Origin of the sequence: Microbacterium sp. C448 (assembly GCF_000582705.2) — a bacterium.
Classification (GTDB): domain Bacteria; phylum Actinomycetota; class Actinomycetes; order Actinomycetales; family Microbacteriaceae; genus Microbacterium; species Microbacterium lacus_A.
Window position 1 is genome coordinate 20,931 of sequence record NZ_HG779691.1, and the last position, 26,054, is coordinate 46,984.

General features: G+C 66.6%; 26 protein-coding genes. 14 read left to right on the forward strand and 12 right to left on the reverse strand.

Annotated features, from left to right (window positions below; genetic code table 11):
• Positions 1 to 12: 12 nt before the first annotated feature.
• The gene (locus MIC448_RS09475; RefSeq protein ID WP_081766318.1) at positions 13 to 240 is read right to left on the reverse strand and encodes a hypothetical protein; all 228 of its coding nucleotides are present in this window, start codon (positions 238 to 240) and stop codon (positions 13 to 15) included.
• A 76-nt stretch (positions 241 to 316) separates the two neighbouring features.
• Positions 317 to 1,618, reverse strand: coding sequence for a D-alanyl-D-alanine carboxypeptidase (locus MIC448_RS09480; protein ID WP_051513512.1), 1,302 nt, complete (start codon positions 1,616 to 1,618; stop codon positions 317 to 319).
• Between the two features lie 303 nt (positions 1,619 to 1,921).
• On the opposite strand from MIC448_RS09480, the gene MIC448_RS09485 reads away from it, so the two are divergent.
• The 13 genes from MIC448_RS09485 (at position 1,922) to MIC448_RS09545 (ending at position 13,142) form a co-directional block, all read left to right on the forward strand.
• Entirely contained in the window at positions 1,922 to 3,349 is a 1,428-nt protein-coding gene (locus tag MIC448_RS09485; RefSeq protein WP_036298740.1) for a hemolysin family protein, read from the forward strand.
• The gene (locus tag MIC448_RS09490; RefSeq protein ID WP_036298743.1) at positions 3,346 to 4,371 is read left to right on the forward strand and encodes a hemolysin family protein; all 1,026 of its coding nucleotides are present in this window, start codon (positions 3,346 to 3,348) and stop codon (positions 4,369 to 4,371) included. Before MIC448_RS09485 ends, MIC448_RS09490 begins: the two co-directional genes overlap by 4 nt.
• A 34-nt stretch (positions 4,372 to 4,405) precedes the next feature.
• Complete coding sequence (locus tag MIC448_RS09495; protein ID WP_036298746.1) at positions 4,406 to 4,762, forward strand: YidH family protein; 357 nt, start codon at positions 4,406 to 4,408, stop codon at positions 4,760 to 4,762.
• Positions 4,759 to 5,112 carry a DUF202 domain-containing protein gene (locus MIC448_RS09500; protein WP_036298749.1) on the forward strand — a complete coding sequence of 118 codons (354 nt, stop codon included), beginning with the start codon at positions 4,759 to 4,761 and terminating at the stop codon, positions 5,110 to 5,112. The genes MIC448_RS09495 and MIC448_RS09500 overlap by 4 nt, the downstream gene beginning before the upstream one ends.
• A 22-nt stretch (positions 5,113 to 5,134) precedes the next feature.
• The gene (locus MIC448_RS09505) at positions 5,135 to 6,082 is read left to right on the forward strand and encodes a DUF5996 family protein (protein WP_036298751.1); all 948 of its coding nucleotides are present in this window, start codon (positions 5,135 to 5,137) and stop codon (positions 6,080 to 6,082) included.
• Positions 6,083 to 6,176: 94 nt separating this feature from the next.
• On the forward strand, positions 6,177 to 6,476 hold the full coding sequence (locus MIC448_RS09510; RefSeq protein ID WP_036298753.1) for a hypothetical protein: 300 nt from the start codon (positions 6,177 to 6,179) through the stop codon (positions 6,474 to 6,476).
• A 357-nt stretch (positions 6,477 to 6,833) separates the two neighbouring features.
• On the forward strand, positions 6,834 to 7,562 hold the full coding sequence (locus MIC448_RS09515) for a potassium channel family protein (protein WP_036298760.1): 729 nt from the start codon (positions 6,834 to 6,836) through the stop codon (positions 7,560 to 7,562).
• 72 nt (positions 7,563 to 7,634) lie between these two features.
• Complete coding sequence (locus tag MIC448_RS09520) at positions 7,635 to 8,459, forward strand: sulfite exporter TauE/SafE family protein (RefSeq protein WP_081766321.1); 825 nt, start codon at positions 7,635 to 7,637, stop codon at positions 8,457 to 8,459.
• A 28-nt stretch (positions 8,460 to 8,487) separates the two neighbouring features.
• Positions 8,488 to 8,934: a MaoC family dehydratase N-terminal domain-containing protein gene (locus MIC448_RS09525; RefSeq protein ID WP_036298767.1), complete on the forward strand. Its 447-nt coding sequence runs from the start codon at positions 8,488 to 8,490 to the stop codon at positions 8,932 to 8,934.
• Positions 8,931 to 9,347: a MaoC/PaaZ C-terminal domain-containing protein gene (locus MIC448_RS09530; protein WP_036298769.1), complete on the forward strand. Its 417-nt coding sequence runs from the start codon at positions 8,931 to 8,933 to the stop codon at positions 9,345 to 9,347. Before MIC448_RS09525 ends, MIC448_RS09530 begins: the two co-directional genes overlap by 4 nt.
• Positions 9,348 to 9,352: 5 nt before the next feature.
• A complete protein-coding gene (locus tag MIC448_RS09535) occupies positions 9,353 to 10,504 on the forward strand; it encodes a UDP-N-acetylmuramate dehydrogenase (RefSeq protein WP_036298771.1) in 1,152 nt (383 codons plus the stop codon).
• A gap of 86 nt (positions 10,505 to 10,590) precedes the next feature.
• Positions 10,591 to 12,057 (forward strand): aldehyde dehydrogenase, encoded by a 1,467-nt coding sequence (locus MIC448_RS09540; RefSeq protein ID WP_036298773.1) that lies wholly within the window; start codon positions 10,591 to 10,593, stop codon positions 12,055 to 12,057.
• Positions 12,054 to 13,142: a zinc-binding dehydrogenase gene (locus MIC448_RS09545; RefSeq protein ID WP_036298775.1), complete on the forward strand. Its 1,089-nt coding sequence runs from the start codon at positions 12,054 to 12,056 to the stop codon at positions 13,140 to 13,142. The genes MIC448_RS09540 and MIC448_RS09545 overlap by 4 nt, the downstream gene beginning before the upstream one ends.
• Before the next feature lie 22 nt (positions 13,143 to 13,164).
• Here the strand turns inward: MIC448_RS09545 and MIC448_RS09550 are convergent, their stop codons facing one another.
• The 10 genes from MIC448_RS09550 to aceB form a co-directional block, all read right to left on the reverse strand.
• Positions 13,165 to 14,364, reverse strand: a complete 1,200-nt coding sequence (locus MIC448_RS09550) for a pyridoxal phosphate-dependent aminotransferase (protein WP_051513514.1) — start codon at positions 14,362 to 14,364, stop codon at positions 13,165 to 13,167.
• 46 nt (positions 14,365 to 14,410) lie between these two features.
• Positions 14,411 to 15,679 carry a sugar ABC transporter permease gene (locus MIC448_RS09555; protein ID WP_036298777.1) on the reverse strand — a complete coding sequence of 423 codons (1,269 nt, stop codon included), beginning with the start codon at positions 15,677 to 15,679 and terminating at the stop codon, positions 14,411 to 14,413.
• Positions 15,676 to 16,464, reverse strand: a complete 789-nt coding sequence (locus tag MIC448_RS09560; RefSeq protein WP_036298779.1) for an ATP-binding cassette domain-containing protein — start codon at positions 16,462 to 16,464, stop codon at positions 15,676 to 15,678. The genes MIC448_RS09555 and MIC448_RS09560 overlap by 4 nt, the downstream gene beginning before the upstream one ends.
• An 85-nt stretch (positions 16,465 to 16,549) precedes the next feature.
• Positions 16,550 to 17,626 (reverse strand): sugar ABC transporter substrate-binding protein, encoded by a 1,077-nt coding sequence (locus MIC448_RS09565; protein ID WP_036298781.1) that lies wholly within the window; start codon positions 17,624 to 17,626, stop codon positions 16,550 to 16,552.
• 281 nt (positions 17,627 to 17,907) lie between these two features.
• Positions 17,908 to 19,101: a sugar ABC transporter permease gene (locus MIC448_RS09570; protein ID WP_051513517.1), complete on the reverse strand. Its 1,194-nt coding sequence runs from the start codon at positions 19,099 to 19,101 to the stop codon at positions 17,908 to 17,910.
• 32 nt (positions 19,102 to 19,133) lie between these two features.
• Positions 19,134 to 19,991: an ATP-binding cassette domain-containing protein gene (locus tag MIC448_RS09575; RefSeq protein ID WP_199484432.1), complete on the reverse strand. Its 858-nt coding sequence runs from the start codon at positions 19,989 to 19,991 to the stop codon at positions 19,134 to 19,136.
• Positions 19,988 to 21,061, reverse strand: a complete 1,074-nt coding sequence (locus MIC448_RS09580) for a sugar ABC transporter substrate-binding protein (protein WP_036298785.1) — start codon at positions 21,059 to 21,061, stop codon at positions 19,988 to 19,990. The genes MIC448_RS09575 and MIC448_RS09580 overlap by 4 nt, the downstream gene beginning before the upstream one ends.
• Before the next feature lie 27 nt (positions 21,062 to 21,088).
• Positions 21,089 to 22,276 carry an ROK family transcriptional regulator gene (locus MIC448_RS09585; protein ID WP_036298808.1) on the reverse strand — a complete coding sequence of 396 codons (1,188 nt, stop codon included), beginning with the start codon at positions 22,274 to 22,276 and terminating at the stop codon, positions 21,089 to 21,091.
• Positions 22,277 to 22,333: 57 nt separating this feature from the next.
• Positions 22,334 to 23,929, reverse strand: a complete 1,596-nt coding sequence (locus tag MIC448_RS09590) for an isocitrate lyase (RefSeq protein ID WP_036298787.1) — start codon at positions 23,927 to 23,929, stop codon at positions 22,334 to 22,336.
• A 49-nt stretch (positions 23,930 to 23,978) separates the two neighbouring features.
• Positions 23,979 to 25,622: a malate synthase A gene (aceB, locus tag MIC448_RS09595; protein ID WP_036298789.1), complete on the reverse strand. Its 1,644-nt coding sequence runs from the start codon at positions 25,620 to 25,622 to the stop codon at positions 23,979 to 23,981.
• Positions 25,623 to 25,747: 125 nt separating this feature from the next.
• Between aceB and MIC448_RS09600 the strand changes: the two genes are divergently transcribed.
• The coding region (locus MIC448_RS09600; protein ID WP_036298792.1) for a helix-turn-helix domain-containing protein at positions 25,748 to 26,054 on the forward strand (307 nt) is incomplete at its 3' end.

Genomic DNA, 26,054 nt, shown 5'->3' on the forward strand with positions numbered 1-26,054 from the left:
CGGTGGAATGGATCAGTTTCCCGCCCGGCGCAACCGCGCCTCGCGACTCGCGATGTGTATCCCTACGCCCGTCGTGCCGACAGCAAAGGCCGCCAGCAGACCGAAGAACGCGAGCTCATCCCCGGACGCATAGATCATGGCCGAGCAGACGAGCGCGACCACAGCGACGAACATCACCGCTGTGCCGAAAATCTCACCGATGCTCGAGCGATCCAGCATTTCGCGTACGTATCCCCACATGCCTTCAGGATGCGGCTGCCGGCTCCCACCCGCAATCGTCCCCGGGTGAACAGATCGTCACGATCCCGCCATCCGGCTATCCGAGCTCGCCGGGGTGCGTGAGGCGCCACCAGGCGGTCGGCTGCTCGATCCCGCCCTCGAGGGTCACATCGATGGTCGCGGTGTTCGGACCGGCGCTCCAGGTGATGGTTCCGACGGACTCGCCGTCCTCGTATGTCTCGGGCGCCGATGTGTCCATGGTCACGGCGAGGGGGGTGTCGGACCAGGTCAGGATCGACGCGCTATCGAGGACGATCATCCGTCCGGCCGATCCCCATGCCGTCGTGTACGTGCCGACCTGTTGGCCGCGCTCAGAGAGCGGTACGTTGTGGAACCCCGCGCGGATGCTGTCGAGCAGCGAGACGACCCCGGCGCTGACGGAGTCTCGTGAGAACCCGCCGAGCATCACCCCGGTGACGCTGAGTGGCTGCCCCGTGCCGACATCGAGGGTCGCCGTGTACAGCAGGGTGTAGTCGTTCTCGCCGAGCGTTCCCGTCTTGAGTCCGGTGATCCCGGATGTGCCCAGCACGCCGTTCGTGTTCAACATCCTCCCCGGACCCGGCAGCGTGAGGGAACGCGTCGCCGCGATCTGCGCGATCACGGGGTTGGCGGCGGCGATCTTCCCGATCGCGATCATGTCGCTCGGGGTGCTCGTGTTGCGGGCACTGAGGCCCGTGGGTTCGACGATCGTCGTGCCGGTCAGCCCGTTATCCGCGAGCCAGCGCTGCGCCGCGCTCACGAAAGCTCCCTGCGAACCGAACGCCCAGGTCGACACCGCCTCGGCATAGTTGCTCGCCGACGGAATCAGCATCGTCGCGAGCGCGTCGTGCAGTGACATTGAGTTGCCCCGGGGCATCTCGGCGACCGTCGCCCCGAGCACGTAGTACTTGTCGAACAGATCGCGGTCGGCCTCGTCGAAAGCGATTGTCGGACCGGGGTCGTCCGCGCTCGCGAGGGGCTTCGCGTCCAAGATCACGAGGGCCGTGATCAGCTTGCTGATGCTCGCCATCGGCCGGGGATCCGCTGCGCCACTCGACTTCCAGATACCAGCGGCTTCAGGGCCCAGATAGTCGTCGGCGCCAGCGACGCTGATCGCAGCGGCGCCCTCGAGGGGCATGGCGATGGGCGCGGCCGGCGGAACCGAGACATCCGGTGTCTGCCACTCGACGACGGGTTCAGGGAGAGGAGCGTTCAGTGCCCAGGCCACGTAGCCGCCGGTGGACGCGAGCACGACCGCGAGGATGATCGCGACGATCAACCAACCCCTCCGGCGGCGACGTCGCCGGATCGCGGGATCCGCCCGCACGCGCCACTCGGGTGCCGCCCGTTCATCGCGCATCAGGTCGTCCAGGTCGGACAGCCCATCGGTGGAATCATGCTGAGTCGTGATCGCGGGCCCCCGTCCGTCGAGCTCAGACTCCCCATCTTGGTGGTCGAGCGTTCACCGCGTCCAGCACTCTCTCGGCAAGGCAAAGAGCTCGCCCGCTAGCCTGGAAAACCACGATCCCCGGAGGCGTAAGCACACCGTGCACACCACCCTGACTGCCGCGTCGTCGACCGACGACCCCAGCCATAGACCGTATTCGCCCTTCCGAACCCGCCTGCGCGGGTTCGATTCCCCGCCGAGCGTGGTGATCAATCGATGATCGCCGCGCTTCTTCTTTTGCTGGCAGGCCTGGCTCTGACCGCAGCGATCATCGCCGCCAACGGCTACTTCGTGGCGCAGGAGTTCGCGTACATGTCGGTCGACCGCGTGAAGTTGCGCGCACGGGCCGAAGCGGGCGACGCATCCGCCAAGCGGGCGCTCGCCGTGACCAAGCGCACCTCGTTCATGCTGTCGGGGGCCCAGTTGGGCATCACCGTCACCGGCCTGATGGTCGGCTATGTCGCCGAACCCTTCATCGGCGAATCCCTCGGCGTGCTGCTGGGCGGCGTCGGCATCCCCGCCGCCGTGGGCATCACGATCGGAACCGTCGGCGCGCTCGTGCTCGCGACGGTCGTCCAGATGCTCTTCGGCGAGCTCTACCCGAAGAACCTGGCGATCGCGAACCCCGATCCGCTCTCACGCGGCCTCGCGCGCTCCACCCTCATCTACCTGACGGTCTTCGGATGGCTCATCCGGTTCTTCGACGCGTCCTCGAACGCGGTGCTCCGGCTCATGCGCGTGGAACCCGTGCACGACGTCGATGCGAGCGCGACGGCCGAGGATCTCGAGAACATCATCGAGGACTCCCGCGCCAGCGGCGACCTCCCGGAAGAACTGGCGGTGCTGCTCGATCGCATCCTCGACTTCCCGGATCGTGATGTCGAACACGCGATGATTCCGCGCGTCCGCGTCGACACCGTCACGCCTGACGCGACGGTCGCGGACGTTCGTGCTCTCATGTCCCGCGCGCACACCCGCTACCCCGTGATCGGTGACCACGGCGAACCCATCGGGGTCGTCCACCTGGCCGATGTGCTCGGTACCGACGCGAGCGACCCGCGCCCCGTGACCGCGATCACGCGCGATCCGCTGGTCGTGCCGACTCTCATGGCTCTGCCCGACGCGCTGGCGCTGCTCACGAAGACCCGAAACGAAATGGCGTGTGTGATCGACGAGTACGGCGGGTTCGCGGGAGTTCTCACGATGGAAGATCTCGCCGAAGAACTCGTGGGCGAGATCACGGACGAGCACGATCCCGATGACGTCGCCGGATCGGAACAGGACGCGGACGGTGTCTGGGTGATGGACGGAGACGTGCACATCGACGAGGTCGAGCGATCCGTGGGGCGTGATCTTCCCCGCGGTGATTACGAGACGATCGCGGGCTTCGTCATCGCGGAGGCCGGGCGTCTACCCGAGATCGGCGAGCGGATCGAAGTCCGCCTGCCCGTTGAGGGAGCGGACCTGGTCAAGGACGTCCAGACGGTGCGGATCATCGACATCGAGGTCGTCGAGATCGAACGCTTCGTGCCCCGGACCGTGCGCATCTCGCTGCGCGAAGAGCCGTACTCCCGCGAACAGGAGCACGAGCGCGAGCACAACGCGCCCGCGGCTCCCGCTGACGATGAGGAGGTCGACCGATGAGCGCCGGTCTCGTCATCCTGGTGACCATCGCGCTGATCGCGCTCAGTGCCTTCTTCGTCATTATCGAGTTCGCCCTTCTCGGCGCCCGCCGGCACAGGCTGGAAGAGATGGCTCCCGAGAGCGCGTCCGCGCGCGCGGCGCTTCGCGGAATGAACGAACTGACGATCATGCTCGCCGGCGCCCAGCTCGGTATCACCGCCTGTACCTTCGCACTCGGGGCCATCACGAAGCCGTTCGTGGACGGATGGCTCGGCCCGGTCTTCACGGCGTGGGGTGCGCCCGAATGGCTCGCGGGCGGGGCAGCGTTCGCGCTGTCGCTGCTGGTCGTGACGTTCCTGCACCTCGTGATCGGCGAGATGGCGCCGAAGTCCTGGGCGATCGCCCATCCCGAGCGTTCGGCCAAGCTCATCGGGATCCCGGCACGCGCCTTCATCTGGCTCTTCCGGCCCTTCCTGCTGTGGATCAATCAGATCGCGAACGCACTCGTCCGCCGAAGCGGTGTCGAACCCGTCGACAAAGCGGCGGTGGGTGGCCGCGACGCCGACACGATCAGGCACCTCGTCGAGTACTCGACTCAGGTGGGCGTTCTCGAGCCCGAGCTGCGCACGCAGATCACCGGCGTCATCGCTCTGCAGACCCTCACCGCCGAAGGCATCACGTCTAACAATGGCCACCCAACGTCCGTCGCAGGCGGCGCAACCGTTGCCGAGGTGCGTGCCGCTTCGCAGCGTTCGGGCCACCTCCGGATTCTGCTCACGGATGCCGCGGGCAACGCGCAGTCGGTTGTGCACGTGCGCGACACTTTGCTCGCCGACGATGGCTCCCCGGCGGCCGCCTTCGCGCGACCTGCGCTGCGGCTGGACGCGGCCACCCCGGTCTACGACGTGCTGCGCCAGATGCGCGAGAGCCGGGTACAACTGGCGGTCGTGGAGAACCTTGGCTCGATGGTCGGCGTCGTGACCCTGACCGATGTGATCAAGCGGGTTCTGCCTCAGTTGTCCGAGCCGACCCTCACGGATTGACCCCCGGCGGACCGGTACAGTCGACGACAACACCATGACGAATCGTTTCCCCCGTTCTCTGTACAACCGCGGGTCCGAGCCGGACCCGCGGTTCAGCCTTGCGAACGAACGCACCTTCCTGGCCTGGATCCGTACGTCGCTCGCGCTGCTCGCCGCCGGAGTCGCACTCGAGGCGCTCCAGATTCCTGTCTCGGCCGGATTCCGCCTGGCCGCGGCGGTTGTCTTCGTTGTCCTGGGGGTAGTCGCTGCCGCGCACGCGTGGCTGTCCTGGCTGCGTACTGAACGCGCTCTACGTGAAGATCGGGCACTCCCTTCGACAGGCGTGAGCCTCGTGATCGTGGCAGGCATCATCGTGGCGGTCGTGCTCTTGACGCTGGGCTTTTTCTGGTGAGTGCGGGACACGCTCCGTTCGACCCGGGGCTTCAGCCGGAGCGGACCCTGCTCGCGTGGCGACGCACGTGCCTAGCGCTCGCGGTGGCAAGCGCAGTCGTGGTTCGCTTTTCGGCAGAGGTCATCGGACCCGCCGCGGCCGTCACGGTGGGGATGATCGGTGTTGTCGCCGCAGGTGCCGGGTATGTTCGCGCATCCGTTCGGTATCGGCGTGCTCACGATGGTCTCGTAGCCGACGGCGAGCTGCCGATCGATGGGCTCGCGCTGGCGCTCGTAACGCTGACATTGCTCATCGCCGGAGCCGCGGCCGGAGCGTACGTGGTCGGACGAGGTCTACAACACTTGCTATGACTGCTACGGCGGACGAACTCACATGATGGCGCTGCCGGAGCTGCCGTACGAGTCCTGGCGTGACACGAAGGAGACACTCCACCGCTACCTGCAGATCGTCGGGAAGCTGCGCCTTGCCGACAGCCCACGACGCAACCACTGGTGGAACGTCCCGTTCCACGTCACCGGAGCCGGGATAACAACCCGACCGATGGGCTCGGACCCGGTGTTCGCGGTCGACTTCGACTTCATCGAACATCGGCTCGTTGTCGCGACGACCGATGGGCGGAGGGAGTCGTTCAGCCTGCGGGGGTTGAGCGTCGCGGGATTCCACTCGGCGTTCGTCGACGTATTGACGAGGGCAGGCGTGGACCCATCCCCGATCGTCGAAGCCACCCCCTTCGACCTCCCCGATGCCGGGCGGCGTTTCGCGGATGACACCGAGCACGCAACCTACGATGAGGACGCCGTCGCCACGTATTGGCAGACGTTGTCGCACGTCAACCTCATCCTCGAGGAGTTCTGCGGACGCTTCTCGGGGAAGACGAGCCCGGTGCACCACTTCTGGCACACGTTCGACATCGCAGCCACGCGCTTCTCGGACACGATCGTCGCGCACGACGCCACATCCGATTCCGTCACGCGTGAGGCCTACTCGCGCGAAGTCGTGAGCTTCGGATTCTGGTTCGGGGATGAGTCCTACCCTGCCCCGGCGTTCTACTCCTATGCGTCGCCCGAGCCTGCGAGGATCAGCTCGTGTGCGCTCCCAGCCGGAGCCGAGTGGCTCGACCGAGGCGCCAGTCACCTCGCGGTCTACCCGCTAGCAGCCGTTCGCGACGCCCCCGACCAGGCCGCCGCGATCCTCGACTTTTTCGAGGCCGCTTATCGCGGCGGTGCCACGCTGGCGGGTTGGGACATCGAGCGCTACGCGTGTTCGGGCGGTGTGACCGATCCGGTGTACGCCGCAGCGAAGGGCGACCGGCTCGGTTGAGACAGTCGTCTGAGACATGAACGCGCCCCGTTGTCAAGGGGTGCGGGGATGCCGAAGTGCCGCCGCACACTGGACGGACAACGGTTGGAGAACCATGTCCAGCATCCACAATCCGCACTACGCGTTGCAGCCGACCACCACGATGATGTGGGTCGTCCTCGACTTGGGACGTCCGCTCGGAGATCCACGCCGCACCGTCGCGCGCATCTACGAGGTTGACGCAGACGAGGTAGAGGTCGAGTGGCTCCTCGATCTGCCTTTCCCCGCGCGATACAGCTCGCCGGTCGCGGTCATTCGCGACCTGCAGCGGCGCGAGGCGCGCTCCAGATCTGAGCGCCCTGTCCCCATTCCGCACCGCGGTCCGCCCCGCACCACCCTGATGTCACGCGACTAGCGGACCCTCGCTCATCCGCCCTTCCATGGGCGACATGAGCCGTGCACAGAAGGGCCCTCTCGCGTCGTCGTCTTCCCCAGCCGTCGACACGAGAGGGCTATCCTGATTCCCCACGAACATTCGTCTCATGGCACGAAAAAACACGCGCATTTCGGCGCGGATCAGATCGCATAGCAATAAGACACGGTGATCAGTCCCCACGTCACACCGTTGAGATCGGGTTCTCGTAACCTAGCAAAACCGTTCACCTACTGTCCACCGAAAGGGGGACACTTGTGGATAATTCGTCGGAGTGTTACGCACCCGTTGCGGGCGAGTTGCGCGGACGTGTGTCCGGGCATCCGAGAGAATTCGGACATGACCCCAGAACGGTGGCACAAGCTGACCAATTGGCCACTGATCGTGGCATCGTTCGCGTTCATAACCGCGTATTCGTGGCAGGTCATCGGTGAGCTCCGGGGAATGCCGCGGGTCGTCACGGCCACGATCATCTTCGTCACCTGGATCATGTTCGTCGCGGACTATCTGGTACAGCTCTCGCTCGCGCCGAAGAAGGGCGTGTGGTTCCGTGCGCATCTCTTCGCTCTCGCGGTCGTCATCGTTCCCGCCCTCAAGCCCCTCCGGTTGCTCCGCGTCCTGACGCTGTTCCATCCGTTCGGCCGGAGCGCGGGCGACGCGCTGCGTGCCCGCCTCATGATCTACGGCGTCGCATCCGCGCTGATCGTCGTCTACATCGCCGCGCTCTCGGTGCTCGAGGCCGAGCGGGCGTCCCCCGACGCGAATATCACCAACTTCGGTGATGCGATCTGGTGGGCGTTCGTGACGATCACCACGGTCGGCTACGGCGACTTCACGCCCGTGACGGTCGCGGGCCGCGTCGTCGCCGTGATCCTCATGCTCTCGGGGGTCGCCGTGCTGGGCATCAGCACCGCGACACTGGCATCGTGGGTCGCCGAGCGCGCGACCGCCGGTCACGAGGAGTACCAGCCGGCCACCCGGGCCGAGGTACGCAAAATCTCGGCGCAGCTCACGGCCCTGGGCGCACCCGCCGACTCGTCGTCACCAGCGCGGACGCCTGACGCCTGAGCGCGGCGGGCGCACGGTCGTGCCTGGACTAGGGTTTTCCTGGTGTGCCCGCGTGGGCAGAGAGGTCGGGCAATGCCAAGACGTGGTGCAACCGGTGGAGATGGCGACATCGTCGAGGGCTACAGGTGGACGCCGGGACGGGTCATCCTGCACATCTCGGTCGGTCTGTTCGCCGGTCTGCTGTCGGGGATGTTCGGCGTCGGAGGCGGCATCGTCATCGTCCCGCTCCTCGTGTTGCTGCTGGCCTATCCGCAGCGCCTCGCGGCCGGTACGTCGCTTGCGGCCATCATCCCCGCGGCGAGCGTCGGCGTCATCTCTTATGCATTCAGCGGCGATGTCGCTTGGATCCCCGCGCTGATCCTGGCCGGTGGGGCGGTCATCGGCGCTCAGGTCGGCACGTGGCTCCTGCCTCGGGTGCCGGTGCGTGTCTTGCAGTTCGGCTTCGCCGCGTTCCTCGTCGTCGTCATCGTCAGCCTCTTCCTCGTCATCCCCAGCCGGGGCGAGCCGTTCGAGCTCAGTGTGGTGACCGTCCTCGGACTGATCGCGCTCGGACTCATCACGGGGCTCCTCTCGGGACTCCTCGGCGTGGGAGGCGGCATCGTCGTCGTTCCCGCCTTGCTGCTCATCTTCGGCACAAGCGACCTGATCGCCCGCGGCACGAGCTTGCTGATGATCATCCCGACCGCAATCTCGGGCACGATCGGCAACCTCGGCCGTCGGAACGTGAACCTGTTGGGGGCTGCCCTGGTCGGTGGTTCGGCGTGCACGACCACAGCGCTCGGCGCGATCATCACGAAGAGCATCGATCCCTTCTCGGCGAACATCATCTTCGCGGTGTTCCTCTTCTTCATCACCGTCCAGATCCTGGTGCGGGCAATCCGCGGGCGATCCAAGTAGCCCCCGTACGCCATCATAGGATGGCGGGGTGCCAGTGAACCCCGAGCTCGTCGGTCGTGACTTCCCGCCGACGCAGCCGTACCTCGTCGGCCGGGAGAAGGTGCGCGAGTTCGCCCGCGCCGTCTTCGCCACGGACCCCTCGCATACGGATGTCGCAGCGGCACAAGCGCTCGGGTACACGGATGTCGTAGCGCCGCCGACCTTCGCGATGGTGATCCAAGATCACACCCTGCAGCAATTGCTCGCCGAACCCGACTCGGGCGTCGTCCTCGAGCGCACGATTCACGCCGAACAGAAGTTCCGCTACACGAGGCCGATCGTCGCGGGCGACGAGCTCACCGGCCGACTCGCCGTCACCGGGGTCCGTGCGATCGGCAAAGGCGCCATGGTCACGAGCGAAGCCGAGATCACGGATGCCTCGGGTGCTCATGTCGTGACCGCGACATCCATCCTGCTGATCGGCGGCGAAGAATGACCGGCCTGCTTCCCACCGTCGGCGAGGTCGTCGCCGAGCGCACCGTCCACCTGACCCGAGAGTCCCTCGTGCGTTATGCCGGGGCATCGGGGGACTTCAACCCCATCCACTACAGCGACGAGGTCGCGGCGCGTGTCGGGCTGCCCGGCGTCTTGGCGCACGGAATGCTGACGATGGGCCTCGCGGGTTCGACGATCGTGCCGTGGCTCGGCGACGCCGGCCACATCACCGACTACGGTGTGCGCTTCACGCGTCCCGTCGTCGTCGACGCCGAGGATGGCGCCGACGTTCGGGTCGTGGCGACCGTGGCCGAGGTCGACGAGGCCGCCCGAACCGCGCGCATCGACCTCGTCGTCTCGCATGCCGAAACGACCGTGCTCGGCAAGGCGCAGGTGCGCGTTCGGTTGGGGTGAGTCCCATGCCCGACATCGAACCCGTTCCCCTCTCGAAGCTGACGACCCTTCGCACGGGCGGACGGCCCGCCCGCATGATCGCCGCGACCACCCGTGATGAGCTGGTTGCAGCGCTCCGTGAAGTCTGGTCGACGGGTGAACCATGGCTGGTGCTCGGCGGAGGCTCGAACCTGTTCGTGGGTGATTCCGACTATGACGGCACCGTCGTACGGATCCTGACGAGCGGCATCGAGCGGGTACCCTCGGCGCGTCCGGGTTATGTCCGCCTGCGGATCGAGGCCGGACACGACTGGGACGACCTCGTCGCGCACACGGTTCGCGAAGGCCTGGCCGGGATCGAGGGGATGTCGGGAATCCCCGGAACGGTCGGAGCAGCACCCGTGCAGAACGTCGGCGCGTACGGGCAGGAGATCGAACAGACGCTCGTCGAGGTCGAGCTCATCGACGAGACGACCGGCGATGTCGAGACGGTGCCGGTGGAGCAACTCGGGCTCGGCTTCCGCACCTCCGTGTTCAAAGCCCACTACGGCTCGGTCGCCGAACGTCCCTCCGTCATCCTCTCTGTGACCCTCGAGTTGGAAGAGGTCGGGGACGCGCCGCGCCTCGTGCGCGGCGAGCAGTTGCGACGTGCCCTCGGGTACGAGCCAGGCGCGGCGGCAACGTTGCGCGACGTGCGTCACCGTGTGCTCGCGACCCGTCGAGCGAAGGGCATGGTGCTCGACGACCTGCCTGACGACCGTGCCGACCCCGACACGCGGAGCGCTGGATCGTTCTTCCAGAACGCGATCGTGTCGGCTGCGTTCGCCCGGACGCTCCCCCCCGAGTGCCCGCGCTGGCCGGTGCGCCCGGATGTCGAGGTCGACACCGTGATTCCCCTGGAGTCGTACGACGGCATTGTGCCCGCTGCATCCACCTCCGCTCCCGATGTCAAGGTGAGCGCCGCCTGGCTCATCGAACACTCGGGGTTGCGCAAGGGGTTCTCGCTGCCGCGCTCGCGGGCCGGACTCTCGACGAAACACGCGCTCGCGCTCACGAACCGCGGGGGAGCGACGGCGGGCGAGATCGCGGAACTCGCACGATTCATCCAGCAGCGGGTGCAGGCGGAGTTCGGCCTGCTCTTGCAACCGGAGCCCGTCCTGATCGACGTGGAGTTGTAGAGCGCGATCGACCAATTTCAGTCAGGCTGATGACAAGCTGGCCCGCGTCGTATAGAACAAGAGGGATTCCAAAGGAGGAAGCCCCCATGTCGACGATGACATCGCATTCCGATCACCGCCTGTTCGCGGGCGGAGAATGGCTGACGCCCCACACTTCGGCCCGCATCGAGGTCGAGAACCCCTACACCCGAAGGATTGTCGGAACCGCCCCGGACGGGGACGCTGCCGACATCGACGCCGCTGTTCGCGCGGCGCGTGAAGCGTTCGATCACGGACCCTGGCCGCGCATGAGCGCCGACGAGCGGGCGACGTTGCTCGAGCGTCTCGCGGACGAACTGGAGCGTCGCGGCGCGGACATCGCAGACCTCGTGACCGACGAGATCGGTCAGCCGACGGGCCTATCGCGCTACGTGAACGGGATGATGCCGGCCGGCCAACTGCGCTACTTCGCCGGACTCATCCGCGCCTTCGCGTTCGAAGAGGAACGGGCGAACATCGCCGGTCCCGGTGCTTCGACCATCCGGTACGAACCGGTGGGTGTCGCGGGCCTGATCGTGCCCTGGAACTATCCGCAGTCTCTGCTCTCCGCCAAGCTCGCGCCCGCGCTCGCGGTCGGGTGCACCGTCGTGATCAAGCCCGCGGCCGAGACTCCGCTGGACGCGCTCGCGCTGGCCGAGGCAGTCGAGGCGGTGGGATTCCCTCCGGGCGTCGTGAACGTCGTCACGGGTGGTCGCGAGACGGGCGACGCCCTCGTGAAGCACCCCGGTGTCGACAAGATCGCATTCACCGGATCGACCGCCGCGGGCCGCATCATCGCCCGCAACTGCGGCGAGCGGCTCATCCCGGTCACTCTCGAGCTCGGCGGGAAGTCCGCGGCCATCGTGCTGGACGACGCCGACATCGATGTCACGCTGGCGGGGCTGCGCGGTAACTCCTTCATGAACTCGGGTCAGACCTGCTTCCTGCTCTCGCGCGTGCTTGTGCCGCGTTCGCGGCGGGACGAGGTCGTGGACGGACTCGTGGACGTGGCGCGCTCGTTCCGACTCGGCGATCCCCGAGACGCCTCCACCGAACTCGGCCCGCTCGTCTCGGACCGCATTCGCTCACGCGTTCGCGGTCTGGTCGACGGGGCTCGCGCACGCGGCGCCCAGGTCCTCACCGGCGGACGCGATCTGCCCGGCGAATCGGGCTACTTCTATGAGCCGACCATCCTGGCCGGAGTCTCGCCGGAAGACGAGATCGCCCAGGAAGAGGTGTTCGGTCCCGTCGTCACCGTCATGGAATATCAGGACCGCGACGATGCGGTGCGCATCGCCAACGACTCGAAGTACGGGCTCGGCGGGGCGGTTTTCTCGTGTGACATCGAAGCGGCCCGAGACGTGGCACGCGCGGTGCAGACCGGCACCATCGGCGTGAACGGGTACGCCCCCGACCTTGCTTCGCCTTTCGGCGGCTACAAGGCATCGGGACTCGGACGAGAGCAGGGCCACGAGGTCTTCTACAACTACCTCAACACCAAGTCGATCAACGTCATCCTGGGAGCGGGAGCATGAGGGCCGCGGTCGTCAACGGCTTCGGGGCCGGCTTCGATGTCGAAGAGATCGACATCGACGAGCCGCGCGGGCGAGAGGTGCTAGTCGACATCAAGGCATCGGGTCTGTGCCACTCCGACCTGCACTTCGCCGAGACGAACTTCGGAATGGAACCGCCGATGGTGCTCGGCCACGAGATCGCGGGGGTGGTTGCGGGAATCGGCCCGGAGGTCACCGAGTTCTCGGTCGGCGACCACGTCGTCGGATCACTGGTGCAGTTCTGCGGGGCGTGCGTCGCCTGTCTCAGCGGCGATACCGTGCGCTGCGCGCACCCCGAGGCGACCCTGCGTGCGCCGGATGAACCCCCGCGCCTGAGCCGCCGCGGAGAGCCCGTGCTGGCCGCGATGGGAACCGCGGGATTCGCCGAGCAGGCGCTCCTGCACGAGAACCAGCTCGTCGGGATCGACCCGGCGGTCCCGTTCGCCGAGGCATCCGTTCTCGGTTGCGGCACCATCACGGGGGCGGGCGCGGCGATCAATTCCGCCGGAGTACGTCCCGGTCAGACCGTTGCGGTGATCGGTCTCGGCGGCGTCGGCCTGAACGTCATCAGCGGAGCGCGCCTGGCGGGTGCCGCGAGAATCATCGGCATCGACCTGAACGACGAGAAGCTCGAACTCGCTCGCGCGTTCGGAGCGACCGATGTCGTCAACGGTCGCGATGGCGATGTCGTCGCAGCGGTGCAGCAGCTCACGGACGGGGGTGTGGACCATGCCTTCGAGGTGATCGGGCGGAAGGACACCGCGCTCCAGGCCATCGCGATGCTCGCCGTCGGCGGCACCGCCAGCCTGATCGGTATCCACGGTGCGGGATCGACGATCGAGCTCGACCCGAACGACTTTCTGCGCTGGCAGAAGAAGGTGCAGGGCGTCTACATGGGGCACGCGAACATCAAGCGCGATATCCCGTTCTACGCCTCGCTGTTCCTGCAGGGTCGGCTCAACCTCACGGACCTTATTTCGGTCGAGATCGGAATCGACGACCTCAACGAGGCCTACGATCAGCTCCGCACGGGGCGAACCGCGCGGAGCGTCATCACCCGGTTCTGAAGCGGCTCGCGCGCCCGCTCGGTCAGGCGAACAGTTGCTGGAGGCGCCGGATGCCCTCCAGCAACTGTTCGTCGCCGAGCGCGTACGACAGGCGCAGGTATCCGCTCGGCCCGAAAGCCTCGCCGGGCACGACCGCGACCTCGGCCTCTTCAAGGATGAAGTCGGCGAGCTCGAGCGAGGTGTTCAGGGTGCGGCCGCCCCATTCGCGCCCGAGCAGCCCGGTGACGTCGGGATAGACATAGAAGGCGCCGAGCGGGATGGGTACGACGACGCCATCGATCTTCGAGAGTTCATCGACGATCAAGCGGCGCCGACGGTCGAACGCGAGCCGGAAGCCCTCGGCCTCGTCCTGGGGACCCGAAAGTGCGGCGAGTGCCGCCCGCTGCGCGATGTTGTTGACGTTGCTCGACAGGTGCGACTGCAGGTTCGACGCGAGCGCGATCGCGTCGCGCGGTCCGACCATCCAGCCCACGCGCCATCCGGTCATGGCGTAGGTCTTGGCGACGCCGTTGACGAGGATCGTCTGGCCGGCGAGCTCGGGCACCGCCTCGACGATCGACACGGCGCGGGCGCCCTCGTAGACGAGGTTCTGGTAGATCTCGTCCGAGATCACCCAGATGCCGTGTTCGAGGGCCCACTGACCGATCGCCTTCGTCTCTTCGGGCGAGTAGACCGAGCCGGTCGGGTTCGAGGGGGAGACGAAGACGAGGACCGTCGTGCGCTCCGTGCGAGCGGCCTCGAGCTGCTCGACCGTGACCTTGTACTCCTGGTCGGCCCCGGCGAAGACCTCGACGGGCACGCCGTCGGCCAGGGCGATCGCCTCGGGATACGTCGTCCAGTACGGCGCCGGCAGCAGGACCTCGTCGCCCGGGTTCACGACGGCCTGGAACGCCTGATACACGGCCTGCTTACCACCGTTCGTCACGACGACCTGGGCGGGGTCGACCTCGAGACCGGAATCGCGCATGGTCTTGGCCGCAATCGCCTCGCGCAACACCGGAAGGCCCGCCGCGGGGGTGTACCGGTAGTTGGCGGGGTCGCGCACGGCCTCGGCTGCGGCGTCGACGATGAACTCAGGGGTGGCGAAGTCGGGCTCGCCCGCGGCGTAGGAGATGACGGGGCGCCCGGCGGCCTTGAGGGCCTTTGCTTTCGCGTCGACCTTGAGGGTCGCCGACTCGGCGATGGCGGACAGTTTGCGGGAGAGCGGAGCGCGTTCGGTCACGTCTTGAATCGTAGTCGCGTGACCCGCGCCCCGCCCTCGCGCCGCCCTACACTCGCGAACCGCCCCCCGACCGCAGACGAGAGAGAGCGTCAACCGTGGCGGCCAGGATCAGCACGCCACCCGTCACCAGCAGGTTGATACCTGCGGGAAGGCCGAGCAGACCCAGCCCATTCGTGATGACCGCGATCACGAGCGCCCCGATCGCGGCGTGAACGAGCCGCCCTTTGCCGCCGAACAGGCTGACGCCACCGACGACAGCGGCCGCGACACCGCTCAACACGATGTCCCGCCCGACGGTCGCGTCGACCGAACCGACACGCGCCACGCTGAATAGTGCCGACAGGACGGCCAGCGTGGAACAGATCACGAACGCCCACCACATGATCAGTCGGACCTTGATGCCCGAGCGCCGCGCGGCCTCTTTGTTCCCGCCGATCGCGTAGATGTAGCGGCCGAACTTGGTGCGGTCGAGGACGAACGTCCCGATCCACAGCACCGCCAGAACGATCGGCACGATCACCGGCACGCCCTGCACGGCCACGACCGACTGCCCACGATCCTGGTTGAGGACGAACACGACGATGCCGCCGATCACCAAGATGGCGGCCAGCTTGATCCAGACGACCGTGATCGTTCGGTTCGGAACGCCTGCCCGAGTGCGTCGCGCCCGGTCCCACCACGACGTCCCGCCCGAGATCAAGATCATGATGGCGAGCAGCGCCCACCCCGCCCAGACGGGCAGGTTGCTGTTCTGGATGGCGACGAGCTCGGGAACCTGGACGCGATACAGGCCGCCGTCACCGATGATGAGCAGCGCGAGCCCCTGGTATCCGAGGAAGAGCCCGAGCGTGACGACGAAGGATGGTATCCCCACCCTCGCGACGAAGAATCCGATGAGCGCACCGGTGGCGAAGCCGACCACGAAGCCGATGAGCAGCGCCAGCGGCCACGGCACGCCGAACTGCGCGTTGAGGACGACGAACAGGGCCATTGCAACGCCCCCGGTGACACCGGCCGACAGGTCGATCTCGCCGAGCAGCAGGACGAAGACGAGGGCGATCCCCAACATCACGAGGGTCGCGGCCTGGTTCATGAGGTTCGCGAAGTTGCGCTCCGTGAGGAAGAACGGGCTGAGCAGGCTGAACAGCGCGCCGAGCACGACGAGCCCGCCGATTGCGGGAAGCGCACCCATGTCGCCGGAACGCACTCGCTGCCACCAGGCCCGGATCTGGTCGCCGAGGCCTCCCTCGATGCCGGATCCGATCATGCCCTCGCCCATGAGGGGCGGAGCCGCATCCTTGGACGACGTTGTCATTCTGCGCCTCCCGTGGCGATGGTGCTGGTCTCTTGAATGGTGAATCCGGGCGGAGTCTTCGTGCCGGTGATGTATCCGACGACATCGTCACGGGTCGTTTCCGAGACCTCGAGCTGCGCGACGAGCTGACCGAGGTAGAGCACGGCGACGTCGTCGGCGACCTCGAACACATCGGCGAGGTTATGGCTGATGAGGACGACCGCGACCCCCTGCTCCGACAGGCGACGCACGAGGTTGAGCACCTGTTCGGTTTGAGCGACGCCGAGCGCGGCGGTGGGTTCGTCCAGAATGACGACACGAGCCTTCTTGAGGACGGCTCGTGCGATGGCCACCGTCTGCCGCTGGCCGCCCGACAGCGACGAGACCCTCTGCCGCACGGACTTCACGGTGCGCACCGAGAGTGAGCGGAGGGTGTCGGATGCTTCTTTCTCCATCCGTCCCTCGTCGAACGTTCCGACCGAGAGCTCCTCGCGGCCGAGGAACATGTTCTGCACGATGTCGAGGTTGTCGCAGAGCGCGAGGTCTTGATAGACGACCTCGATGCCGAGCGCCGCCGCTTCCCGCGGCGTGGTCAGGTCGCGGTGAACTCCGTCGATGCGTACTTCGCCCTGGTCGTAGGGCTGCACGCCGGCAAGCCCCTTGATGAGCGTCGATTTGCCCGCTCCGTTGTCTCCGACGAGCGCGGTGACCTTTCCGGGATAGACCTTGAGGTCGATCCCTTTCAGCACGGAGACGGGTCCGAATGATTTCTTCACTCCGACCAGTTCGATAATCGGGTCTGGCATCTTCGCTCTTTCGTTGGTCGTGTTGGCGGTCGTTGTCGGGGGCGCCGCATCGTGCTGCCGATGCGACGCCCCCGGATGGATCGAGCTACGGTGCCGTGACGCCGAACTCCTCGCACGCGGCCATGACATCCGGCGTGCAGACGTCGTCGTAGGCGGCGTCGCCGGCGGCGATGACGTCGTTGACGCTGTCCGGTCCGACCAGGATCGGCGTGACTTGGATGTACGGGGTTCCGTCGTCGAGCTCCGCGTCAGCCGAGGGCTCTTCACCGCTGAGCAGCGCAACCGCCACCTCGACAGCGGCGTCCGCCTCATCCTTGACGGGCTTGTAGACCGTGGCGGTCTGCCAGCCGAGAAGGATGTTCTGCAGGCCCGCGACGTTGGCGTCCTGACCGGAGACGGCAACGCCCGTCAGGTTGTTGTCCTGCAGGACCTTGATGACACCAGCTGCGTTGGTGTCGTTCGCCGCCCAGACCCCGTCGACGACGCCGCCGAGCGAGGTCAGAGCCTGCTCGAAGTTGGTCTGCGACTTGGCCTGGTCCCAGATTCCCGGGGGCTCGGCGGCCGGCTCGATTCCGGCAGCCTCCATGACCTCGGCGGCGCCCTCCTTGAACATGGCGGCGTTGCCGTCGGTCGGGTCCCCACCCATGTAGACGACGACGGACGTGGCGGGATCTTTGCCCGCGGCTTCGAGGCCGTCGAGCACGGTCTGGCCCTCGAGGCGGCCGACCTCGACGTTGTCGAACGACACGTAGTAGTCGGCACCCGTGAACGGTCGGTCATAGGCGATGACCGGGATTCCCTCGGCCTTCGCCTTGGTCGCGACTGCTTCGGCCGCACCCTGGTAGTCGACGAGGAGCATGACGCCGCATCCCTGGGTCAGCTGCTGGTCCGCGATCGTGGAGTACTTGTTGACGTCGCCCTGGGCGTTCTGGATGTCGACGTCGAAGCCCGCGGCCTCGAGACCTTCCTGGAGGTACTTGCGGTCGAAGTTCTCCCAACGGGGCGAGGACGCGGCATCGGGGAGGATGACGCAGGCCCGTCCGGCGGCGTCGCCGCCACCGCCTTCCGAGGCTGACGGGGTACCCGAACCGGAACAGCCGGCCAAGAGCACCGCCGAGGCTCCGACGACGGCGAGCGCCGGGAGCAGCAGAGACTTCTTCATCTTTCGCCCTTCCACACTGAATATGCGATTGCCGGGGCATCAGTGCCCCGCAGGTCGATCATGACGACGCGGCTCGTTAACGTCAAGACTTGAACGCAAGAATTGATGGGACCGTTCCCGAATCGATTCAGAGGATGAGAAGGCTCGTTTCGTTGAGCATGACGCGCAGGATGACCGGCCAGAAAGTGGCCATGTGCTCAGAACGAGGAACGAACACTGCCGATGGGCGATCGCAACGATTCAGTAACTGAAGGCAAAAAGGTGATCGAGCTTCCGGCGGATCAGTTCCGCCCGTGTGCCGCCCGGCTCTTTCGCGATGTGGAATCGATGATCACGGCCAACACGAGCACGGCACCCGTGACGATGAATCGCACCGACGAATCCAGGTTGAGCAGCGTCAGCCCCGAAGAGATCGACTGGATGACGAGGATGCCGAGCAGTGCCGCCCACGCGGTCCCGCGTCCCCCGAAGAGGCTCGCGCCCCCGATGACCGCAGCGGCGATCGCGTTCAGATTCGTGTCTGCCGCGCCCGAACTCTGATTGACCGCCGCAAGCCGGGCCGCGGCGAGGATTCCGCCGGTCGCCGCCAAGGTCGAGCACAGCACAAAAGCCGAGACGTAGATGCGGTCGACGCGGATCCCGGCGCGCCGGGCTGCTTCCACCGATCCGCCGACCGCGTAGACGGCCCGCCCCCACCGGGTGCGGGTGAGTGCGAAGTCGGCGATGACGACGAGACCGACGAAGAACAGAAAGGAGAGTCCGACGCCGCGCGACAAATTCAGGTACCACGCCGCAACGCCGAGTCCCCCGAGCAGCGCGATGGCGCGGAGCGCGATCGCGCGAGTGCTCTGGTACGTCAGGTTCGCCCGCTCTCGGCGGCGCGCCGTGCGCAGGTGAGCGACAGCATTCGCGGCGACGGCCAGCACGATCACGACGTACGAGGCCCAGGCGGGCAGGAACATCTGCTGGGCGAAGACCACCAGCCACGAGTCGAAGGGCAGGTTGATCGAACCCGACTCGCCGAGCACCCAGAGCTGAACCCCGAGGATGCCGAGCAAACCAGCGAGTGTGATGACGAAACTCGGGATCCCGAATCGTGTGTAGAGGAGTCCGTACAGCAGCCCGACGGCCGTACCCGCCAGGACCCCGGCAAGCACGGCGAGGATCAGGGGCCAGCGAGATTGCACGAGGCCGACGGCGAGCACCGCCGAGGCCAGCCCCGATACGGATCCGACCGAGAGGTCGATCTCGCCGACCAGGAGGACGATGACCACACCGAGGGTGATCGTCCCGATCGCCGCGGACTGAAGCGTGAGATTTACCAGGTTGGTGCTCGAGAGGAACACCGGGTTGAGAATCTGGAAGATCGTCCAGATCAGCGCCAGGCCGAGGACGACGGGCAGAACTCCCAGATTTCCGCTACGCGTGCGCTCCACGAGTGCGGTGGCACCGTCGCGGATGCGGTACCCGGCCATCGCGAGCGATTCGCGCGCGGACTCGGACGCGCTCATGTGATCCGCCCCCGTCGTCGGCCATTGCGATCCGCGAGAGACACGACGTCCGCCGCGTGGCCGGGCATGGTGATCGCGGCGGGATCGGTGCGGGAGACGCGGGGCGGCGCGGATGCTGTCGGTTCCATAGCGCCGGTGATCGCCGCGAGCAAAGTCTCGGTCGTGATGTCGGCCACGTTGTAAACGCCGTTGTTGCGTCCGAGGCGCAGGACCGTGACGCGATCGGCCACCGCCATCACGTCCGCCATGTTGTGGCTGACCAGCACGACACCGTGTCCGCGCTCCCGCAGTCGCTCGATCAGGTTGAGCACCTCGGCCGTCTGCGCAACGCCGAGGGCGGCGGTCGGCTCGTCGAGGATCACGATCTTCGGTTCGCCGACGAGCGAGCGGGCTATCGCCACCGTCTGACGCTGCCCGCCCGACAGCGTCGACACGTGGTCGCGCACCGACGGGATCCGCGCCGAGAGATCTCGGAGGAGAGACCAGGTGCGCTGCTCCATCTCGACCTCGTCGAGGCGTCCCTCGGTGACGAGCTCGCGTCCGAGCCAGACGTTCGCGACGACATCCAGGTTCTCGCACAGGGCAAGATCCTGGAAGACGGTCGCGATTCCGAGATCGTTCGCGTCCGCCGGGTCGGAGAGCGAGACGACGCGCCCGTCGTACTCGAGGGATCCGCTGTCTGGCGCATGCACACCGGCCAGAATCTTCACCAGAGTCGATTTGCCCGCGCCGTTGTCGCCGACCAGAGCCACGACCTCGCCCTCGTCCACCCAGAAGTCCACCGCGCTCAGGGCAGTCACCGCGCCGAAGCGCTTCGTCGCGGCGGTAACGGTCAGAATGCGCTCGTGGCTCACGGTGCCACCAACCCGGCGGCGGCGCACGCCTCGGCGTAGTCCTCCGTGCAGACCTGCTCCCACGACCAGAAGCCGTCGGCGAGCACCGTCTCCGCGATGTTCTTCTGTGTGACGGCGACCGGCATCAGCAGGGTGGCAGGGATGCCGCTCACCTCGACGCTCGACGTCACTTCTTCGCCGCGGGCCAGAGCGACGGCGACTTCGGCCGCCTTTCGCGCCTGGGGACGCACGTCCTTGAAGACCGTCATGAACTGATCCCCCGTGATGATCCTCTGAATCGCGGTCAGCTCGGCATCCTGTCCCGTCACGAGCGGCAGGGGATCGACGTTCGCGCTGCGAAGCGCAGAGATGGCGCCGCTCGCGGTGCCGTCGTTCGCCGCGTACACGCCCTCGATCTGCGACCCGAACCGGGCCACCTGCCCGGCCACCCACTCCTGCGCCTTATCGGGACTCCAGTCGGGCGTGTCATACGAGGCGAGAACGGTCAGATGGCTGGAGTTGATGACGCTCAGGGCGCCCTCCTCGAACTGGGGAGCATTGCTGTCGGTCGGGGACCCGTTGACCATCAGAATCCCGCCGGTGCCGCCGGTCGCGAGCGCGTTGACGAGCGCTTGCGCCTGGAGCACACCGACGAGCGCGTTATCGAACGAGACGTAGTACGCGATGTCGCCACCTGCGATCAGGCGGTCGTATGCCACGACGGGCACGCCCATCCCCGACGCGGAGTTGACGATGCTGACGGCCGCCTCGGCATCAACCGGGTCGAGCACGAGCACCGAGACCCCCGCGGCCAGGAGCGACTCGGCCTGCTCCTGCTGCTTACCCATGTCTTGATCGGCGTTGGCGTAGAGAACCTCGTAGTCACCGAGTTCGGCGACGCGCTGCTCGAAGAAGGGCCGATCGAAGCTCTCGTAGCGAGCGGTCTTCGCATCGGGCAGCAGCAGTCCGATCTTGTCCGCTCCGCCCGCGAACGCGTTGCAACCTGTGAGCATCGCGGCAAGAAGAAGAAGTGCCGAGGCGCACGCGATCGCCGTGCGAGCACGGCCAGGCTGACCATCGCGAATCCCCATCGACACGCGATGAGTCTAGGGTCGCCATCACGCGGGAAGAGCGACGGACTCCGAATCGACGCTCACGTGATCGAGCGCGAGCGCGATCGCGCCCCGCGTCTCGGTCCACTCCCCGAAGCTGTACTCGACGATTTCGGGCAGCTCACCCGAAGCCGAGAGGGCGGCGCGCTCGAGGGCGTGGCGCATCGGCGCGAGCAGAATCTCGCCGGCCCGGGCGAGTTCGCCGCCGACCACGATCGCCTCGGGGTCGAAGAGATTGGTCAGGCTGGCCGCCGCGATGCCGAGGTGCTTGCCCGCGTCGGCGATCACCCGACGTGCGCGGCCGTCCCCGAGTTCGGCGGCCTGCACGAGGTCGCCCAGGCGACGGAAGCCGCCGTCGGGCGCGAACAGGCTCAGCAGGGCGGGGCCACCTGCGTATGTCTCGAGGCAACCGCGGTTGGAGCAGCGACAGACGGGCCCGTTCTCGTCGAGGGTGATGTGCCCGATCTGACCGGCCTTGCCATTCACGCCGCGGAAGAGGTCACCGCCCACGACGAGTCCCGCGCTGATCGTCTGTCCCACCCGGAGGTAGACGGACGACGCGGACGTGCGCGCGGCCCCCTCCCGCGCCTCGGCGAGGCCGCCGAGGTTCGCTTCGCTGTCGATGAAGACCGGGCGACCCGTGCGCGCCGACAGGCTTTCCGCGATATCCACGCCCTCCCATCCGCGCAACAGGCCGGGGGCGGAAATCCGCCCGGTTCGTGGATCGACCGGCGCGGGAAGACCCAGACCGATCGCCAGGATGTCGGACAGCGAGCCGCCGATCGAATCCATCATGTCGCTCAGAAGCAGGGCAAGGCGGTCGAGCTCGGCGTCGTGCCGATGATCTACGGGCAATGGCAGTGTCGATTGCGTGACGATCGTTCGGGTCGCATCGGCGATCGCGATGTGCAGGTGCCGCGACGAGAAGTGCGCCCCAGCGACGATCCCGAGGTGACGCGCGAGCGAGACGAGGGTTGCCCGGCGACCGCTGCGCGACGTGATCGACGTGTTCAGGACGCCCGCTGCCGTCAGCTCTTTCACGATGTTGGACACCGTGGCGGGGGAGAGGCCCGTGATGCCGGCAAGTTCTACCTGTGTGAGGCGGCCATACCGCTTGAGGCTGTCGATCACGCGGGCGCGGTTCGCCTCACGCAGAGAGGTCTGCGAGCCCGGAGAGGCCTGGAACCGTGCCACGTCGCTCACTGTAGCGGACCCCTCCGGGCGTGCATCCTGATGATCTCGCGAGGTGGCTCAGCCGAACTGGCTCATCGTGTTGTCTTTGCCGCCCGCCTTGAGCGCCGCGTCGCCCGCGAAGTACTCCTTGTGGTTGTCGCCGATGTCGCTGCCTGCCATGTTCTGGTGCTTCACCGTCGCGATGCCCTCGCGGATCTCTCGGCGCTGAACGCCCGTGACGTAGGCGAGCATCCCCTCGTCTCCGAAATAGCCCTTGGCGAGGTCATCCGTCGACAGCGCAGCCGTGTGGTAGGTCGGCAGGGTGATGAGGTGATGGAAGATTCCCGCGCGGGCCGAGCCATCCTTCTGGAACGTCCGGATCTTCTCGTCGGCTAGGCGTGCGAGCTCTGTGTCGTCATAGGAAACGCTCATCAGGTCGGCGCGGTCGTAGGCCGACACATCGGCCCCCTGGGCGACCAGAAGGTCGTACGCCTGTTGACGGAACTTCAGCGTCCAGTTGAACGACGGACTGTTGTTGTAGACGAGCTTCGCGGTCGGGATCACCTTGCGGATCTCATCCACCATGCCCGCGATCTGTTCGACGTGGGGCTTCTCCGTCTCGATCCACAGCAGGTCGGCGCCGTTCTGCAACGAGGTGATGCAGTCGAGCACGCATCGGGCCTCGCCCGTGCCGGGGCGGAACTGGTACAGGTTGCTGGCGAGCCGCCGCGGGCGGAGCAGTTTGCCGTCGCGTCGGATGACGACGTCGCCGTCGGCGAGGTCGGACGAGGGGATCTCTTCGACATCGAGGAACGCGTTGTACTGGTCGCCGAGATCGCCCGGCGTCTGCGAGACGGCGAGCTTCTGTGTGAGGCCTGCGCCGAGCGAGTCGGTGCGCGCGACGATGATGCCGTTCTCGATCCCGAGTTCGAGGAACGCATAGCGGACGGCATGGAGCTTTGCGATGAAGTCGTCGTGCGGAACCGTGACCTTGCCGTCCTGGTGGCCGCATTGCTTCTCATCCGAGACCTGGTTCTCGATCTGGATGGCGCAGGCGCCAGCCTCGATCATCTTCTTCGCGAGCAGGTATGTTGCCTCAGGATTGCCGAAGCCGGCATCGATGTCGGCGATGATCGGCACCACGTGCGTTTCGTAGTTGTCGATCTGGGAATGGATGAATTCTTCGGCAGTCTCATCGCCTGCGGCACGGGCTGCGTCGAGCTTCGTGAAGAGAAGGTCGAGTTCGCGCGCATCGGCCTGGCGAAGAAAGGTGTACAGCTCTTCGATGAGGGCCGGCACCGAGGTCTTCTCGTGCATGGACTGGTCGGGTAGCGGACCGAACTCCGAGCGCATTGCCGCCACCATCCACCCCGACAGGTAGAGGTAGCGCTTCTTCGTGGTCTTGAAGTGCTTCTTGATGGAGATGAGCTTCTGCTGCCCGATGAAGCCGTGCCATACGCCCAGGGACTGCGTGTACAGCGACGAGTCGCCGTCGTACTCCGCCATGTCGCGCCGCATGATGTCGGCCGTGTATTGGGCGATCTCCAGCCCGGTCTTGAAGCGGTTCTGTGCGCGCATGCGCGCGACGTACTCGGGGGTTATGGCATCCCAGCTCGGGCCGTTCTGTTTCTTGAGAGCGTCGACGGCTGCGATGTCGTCTTCGTAGTGGGTCATGTCAATTCCTTCGGAATATGGGGTGGATAGTGGGGCTCGAAAAGCGCGGTCAGTCGGTCTCGACGAGGTACTTCGCGTATGCGGGGAGCGTGAGGAACGCCGGGAAGTCCTGGCCCAACGCCACTTCGCGGAAGATCTGCGCGGCGTCTTCGTAGCGGTCTCCCTCGCGTCGGTCGACCTCGCGCAGCACCTCGCCGATGAGACCCTCGATGTACTCGCGGGTGATCGGGTCGCCTTCCGCGGTGGAGCGGTCTTGATGGATCCACTGCCACACCTGGCTGCGCGAGATCTCGGCGGTTGCCGCATCCTCCATGAGGTTGTCGATCGCCACGGCTCCGAGGCCGCGCAGCCACGCTTCGATGTAGCGGATCGCGACCGACACGTTCGCGTGCACGCCCGCGGCGGTCACGGGCCTGCCGATGTGCACGTCGAGCAGGTCCGCCGCCTTCACCTGCACGTCGTCGCGTTGGCGATCGAGCTGGTTCGGTCGGTCGCCGAGCACGGCGTCGAACTCGGCCATCGCGGTCGGGATCAGGTCGGGGTGCGCCACCCACGTGCCATCGAACCCGTCGCCGGCCTCGCGCTTCTTGTCGGCGGCGACCTTCTCGAAGGCGCGTGCGGTCACCTCGGGGTCACGACGGTTCGGGATGAACGCGCTCATGCCGCCGATCGCAAAGGCTCCACGCTTGTGACAGGTCTTCACGAGCAGTTCGGTGTAGGCGCGCATGAACGGCACCGTCATCGTCACTTCGCTGCGGTCGGGTAGGACAAAGCGCGCTCCGCGTCCGCGGTAGTTCTTGATGATCGAGAAGATGTAGTCCCAGCGGCCCGCGTTCAGGCCGGCACAGTGGTCGCGTAGCTCGTAGAGGATCTCATCCATCTCGAACGCGGCGGGGAGTGTCTCGATCAGCACGGTCGCGCGGATTGTGCCGTGGGGAATGCCGAGGTACTTCTCGCTGAATGAGAACACGTCGTCCCAGAGCTTCGCCTCTTCGCTGGATTCGAGCTTGGCGATGTAGAAGTAGGGTCCGCGTCCCGAATCGATGAGCGCTTGGGCATTGTGGAAGAAGTAGAGGCCGAAGTCCACGAGCGATCCGGATGCCGCGAGTTGCCGTCCCGCGCGATCGGTGTACCGCATGTGGTTCTCGCCCAGGTGCCAGCCGCGCGGGCGCATCACGATGGTGGGGGTGCGCTCGGCGGTCACGCTGTAGGTCTTGCCTTCCGGCGACGTGAACGACAGCTCGCCGCGGATCGCGTCACGCAGCGACAGCTGGCCCTCGATCACGTTCTTCCAGGTGGGGGACGTGGCGTCCTCCTGATCGGCCAGCCACACCCGCGCGCCGGAGTTGAGGGCGTTGATCGTCATCTTCGGGTCGGTCGGCCCGGTGATCTCCACGCGGCGGTCTTCGAGTCCAGGTCCGGCGCCCGCGACCCGCCAGCTGTCGTCGGCGCGGATGTGTGCGGTGTCGTCGCGGAAGCGCGGGTCGTGACCGTTGCCGATCTCGAACCTGCGACGCAACCGGTCGGCGAGGCGATCATGCCGACGGGACGAGAAGCGGTGGTGCAGTTCGGTGAGGAACGCGAGTGCATCGGGACTGAGGATCTCGTCGTACCGGTTGCCGAGTGCGCCGAGGACCTCGATCGAGGGAGCGGTCGTGGTCAGTGGCGGCGTGCGGGTTTCTGTGATGGTCATGATCTGTCCTTCGGGATCGGCGCCTCGGTGGGCTTGTCTCCACTGTGGGCGAAATTGGGGCACTGAACTTGTCGATGAGGGTGTGAAGTTCTAGCAAAATTCTGCTTTCGTGACAGAATCGGGGTATGAGCAGCGTCACGCGCCCGGTTCACGGTCTCGAGCCCGACGAGGATGAAGAGGTGGATCCCCTGACGATCGGCCGACGCATCCGTCAACTGCGCACCGCCCGCGGAATGACGCTCGACGAGCTCGCCGCGGCCGTCGACCGGGTGCCGAGCCAGCTGTCGATGATCGAGACCGGCAAGCGCGAGGCGAAGCTCAGCCTGCTGCGCTCGATCGCCCGCGCGCTCGGCACGAGCCTCGACGCCCTCCTCGAGTCCGAGCCCCTGGACGAGCGCTCGGTGCTCGAGATCTCTCTCGAGCGCGCCATGT